7 protein-coding genes are annotated in these 3,323 nt (G+C 38.2%); all 7 read left to right on the top strand.

What is annotated here, in order from left to right; all coding sequences use genetic code 11:
- Positions 1 to 90 precede the first annotated feature (90 nt).
- The 7 genes from Q4D72_RS10120 (at position 91) to Q4D72_RS10090 (ending at position 3,139) form a co-directional block, all read left to right on the top strand.
- Positions 91 to 252: a hypothetical protein gene (locus tag Q4D72_RS10120; protein ID WP_303077741.1), complete on the top strand. Its 162-nt coding sequence runs from the start codon at positions 91 to 93 to the stop codon at positions 250 to 252.
- A gap of 19 nt (positions 253 to 271) precedes the next feature.
- Positions 272 to 937, top strand: a complete 666-nt coding sequence (locus Q4D72_RS10115; RefSeq protein ID WP_303077740.1) for a DUF3164 family protein — start codon at positions 272 to 274, stop codon at positions 935 to 937.
- A gap of 305 nt (positions 938 to 1,242) precedes the next feature.
- Entirely contained in the window at positions 1,243 to 1,668 is a 426-nt protein-coding gene (locus Q4D72_RS10110) for a hypothetical protein (protein WP_303077739.1), read from the top strand.
- Between the two features lie 6 nt (positions 1,669 to 1,674).
- Positions 1,675 to 1,857, top strand: coding sequence for a hypothetical protein (locus Q4D72_RS10105; RefSeq protein WP_303077738.1), 183 nt, complete (start codon positions 1,675 to 1,677; stop codon positions 1,855 to 1,857).
- A gap of 19 nt (positions 1,858 to 1,876) precedes the next feature.
- Positions 1,877 to 2,122, top strand: a complete 246-nt coding sequence (locus Q4D72_RS10100) for a hypothetical protein (RefSeq protein WP_303077737.1) — start codon at positions 1,877 to 1,879, stop codon at positions 2,120 to 2,122.
- Positions 2,119 to 2,688, top strand: coding sequence for a hypothetical protein (locus Q4D72_RS10095; RefSeq protein WP_303077736.1), 570 nt, complete (start codon positions 2,119 to 2,121; stop codon positions 2,686 to 2,688). The genes Q4D72_RS10100 and Q4D72_RS10095 overlap by 4 nt, the downstream gene beginning before the upstream one ends.
- 4 nt (positions 2,689 to 2,692) lie before the next feature.
- Complete coding sequence (locus Q4D72_RS10090; protein ID WP_303077734.1) at positions 2,693 to 3,139, top strand: DUF6633 family protein; 447 nt, start codon at positions 2,693 to 2,695, stop codon at positions 3,137 to 3,139.
- Positions 3,140 to 3,323 lie beyond the last annotated feature (184 nt).

Here is a 3,323-nt window from a genome sequence, read left to right as displayed (position 1 = left end):
AACAACGGCTTAAAAGCCGCATTAACCACTACATCAACAAATTAGCTGATTTAGAGAGCGGTATAAACATATATGTAAAAATAGACGACGATGCAAAAACCGACCAACCTTGAAAAAATCCGAGCGTACGCCCTTGAATTACAGCAAAAAATAAACCAAACTTGTTCTGAAAAGGAGCGTGAACTCCTGACAATGGAACTCTACTGGTGCCAATGCGCATTAAACCATAAGAAATTGACAATGAATAAATAACAATTAATAATTAACAATTATGAGCAATATAGATTTATCACAATTGAGCGATGAGCAACGCAAAGAACTCATCAAGCAAGCAAAAGAGCTGGCAAAAGCCGAAAAAGAACGTATCAAAAACGAAAAGCAAATCGCCGAAGGGCTAAAAAATGAATTGGTGGTATCAAACATTGATTTTATGATAGATACACGGGGCGATGTAGAAAAACGAATGGTTAAAATGTTTGGCGACGTGGAAGCCATTTTGAAAATTGAAGCCGAATTGTACAAGAACAAAAACGAAAATCAAGACAGTTTTTCGCACACGTTGCCTGACGGTTCGGCTTACATCAAAATTGGTTGGAATACCAAACCTGTGTACAACGGAACGGAAATACACGGTATCAGCAAGTTAAAAACATTTATGGCTTCCTTGGCGGGCGAGTCCGAAAATGAAAAAATGCTTATGGAAATGCTTAACATTTTGCTGAAAACCGATGCACAAGGCAATTACAACGCCCAAAAAGTGAGAATGTTAGACGGTATGCGAAACAAAGCCAACAGCGAACTTTTTAACGAAGCAATGGATATTTTAAGGGACGCCGTGATTGATATTCGTACCTCTCGATACGTACGAGGCTGGAAAATGGTTGATTTCGAGAATGGTATTCAAAAACGGGTAAATTTTAACTTTTCAATAGATTAAAAATGACAACATTAGGAAAACAAAGAGTGCAAATTAAGCAAGGCGAACCCGACCAAGTCGTTTCCGTGAAATTAAAAATAGCGGGCATCATAGACGAATTGGACAATTAAGAGATTACAACGCCCAACATAGGAGTGCACCACAAAACAATGAAAAACAAAGGCTTATATCCATTGCGCAAACAAAATTAGAAGAGGCGTGTATGTTTGCCGTAAAAGCAATTTACACCGAATAATCACAAATTTCCGCACCGGCAGGCATCGGGGTTCAAGCCCCCGAGCGGAACGAATTTAAAAGCAAATAAAATGATAACCAACAAACAAATTAAAACAATCCAGACGATTTTTTCAAGTGAGAAAAAATTGGACAGAGACGAGCGTTTAGCCTACATCTCGGGCTTTTTTCAACAAGATATTAAAAGCCTTAAAGATTTAACTAAAATACAAGCGATACACCTCACACGGCATTTGAATGGCGAGGAAACAAAACAATTTCAGTTTTACGCCTATTTTGATGCAAATAACCCGCAACATAAAGCCTTATTGGCTCGTTGCCACGAACTCGGCTGGGTGCAGGACGACAAACCCCATTTGGTGGATTTAAATTGCTTGGGCGGTTGGCTCATCTCAAAACGTTCGCCTGTGAAAAAAGCCTTGTTGGATATGAGCCACAAGGAAGTGAGTAAAATCATTTTCGCAATAGAAAATATGATAAAAAGTAAATATAAGTAATTTACAATGAACAACGAAGAAAACGAACAAATAACGAGCAATGAGCCTGAGGACGAGGATACAACGCCTATCTGTCAGCACGAAAACACCCACGTGCTAACGCTTGGAATTTGGGGCACCTGCGAAGTTACGGCAGTTTTCTGCAAAGATTGCGGGGAACGATTAGGTGAGGAACATTGGGATTGTTAAACTAAAAAAAAACAACGATATGAAAGCAAAATTATTAAAAAAGTTTCGACAGCGATTTTATTATTCTTTTCAAAAAGATACAATTACATTGTTTAACAAAAAAGAGCTACAAGAGCATATTGTTAGAACCGATGAGCCAATGGCTTTAAAAACATTCGTAGCTGTTTGGAGATGGGGAATTTCGGGATTACATAACGTCTATGCTAATGAACGAAAAAAAGAAATAAATATGCTCAGAAACAAATATAAGCATTTAAACCTATGAAGCTAACCATACAAATTCATTCCGCTAAGGCTACAATATTAGCAGAATTTTCAAAGGGAAATTTAAAGAAAGTTACTCTGCAAAAGGGTAAATTAACCGCTGAGCAATGGCTCAAAATCGGTGCTATTTTACCACCAACTGAAAGCGAAATAACGACATTTAAAAGCCATTTAAACGGCGTTGCAACTTATGAGATTTTACAAGAAAAAAAGTCGCTGTACTCGCAATTTTTAAACGCGTGGTTTGAGTTCTACGAGCGTTTTGTGGGGGTAAAACCTCGTTTCAACGCCACCGACGGCAAGGTGCTGAAAGCCATTATCAAGTACTTTCAAGAAATCAGCCAAGACGACAACGAGGCATTGCTGACGTGGCAGGCGTTACTGACAAATTGGCAACGCTTGGACGTGTTTCACCAGAAAAATACCGATTTGAAGTACATCAACGGAAGTCTAAACAAAATCATTCAAAATGCAAAACAACTTACCACAACAGGCACAAAATCAAAGTATAGCGACGATTTCAAAAGAAAGATATTTGAGGTTATACAACCCGAGCAAATGCCTTGAATTTGTGCATAAATTAAAATCGGTTTCCGATGCGATGAACGCCAACGCTCCGAGCGTAACTGCCATAAAACGAGACTGTGGCGAAGAATTTACGCACGGATTGCTGATGATGTGGTTGGTTTTTGTCAATGAAGTATTGAACCTAAATAAACCGATGACCGAAGCGCAAATTAATCTGTGCGCCACGCATATTTTAAAAGATTTTAATCATTTGAAAATGAGTGATTTGTCGTTATTGTTTAATCGGTTAATCACGGGGCAATATGGTGAATTTTACGAAAGTTTGAGCATTGCCAAGGTGCTTACTTTCTTTCGTGATTACGAAAAGGAACGCACCGAAGCCGCCATTTACGAGGCTGAAACCCAGCACGCCGAATTTCGGTATCAGGAGGCGCAAAATGAAAATCAGCTTGATTTTTTCAAGCGACAAGTTAAGAAATTATATCGTTAATTATGAATATATTAGAACGAATTTTGACTGTTGTTTTTTATTTGGTTTGTTGGTATTTGATTTTGTCCTTATTTGAGCAATCATTTGATGCGGCACATTGGGATTGGTTTGGTAGATATGTTTTTATCTTTACTATTTTCCATTGTCTTTTCAAGGTTTCCAGCCACAAAAAGGGCTAAAAAAA

The sequence above is a fragment of the Capnocytophaga sp. genome, from assembly GCF_030532915.1.
GTDB lineage: Bacteria > Bacteroidota > Bacteroidia > Flavobacteriales > Flavobacteriaceae > Capnocytophaga.
The sequence above is the reverse complement of the archived record's forward strand: the minus strand, read 5'-3'. Positions and strand labels throughout refer to the sequence as shown.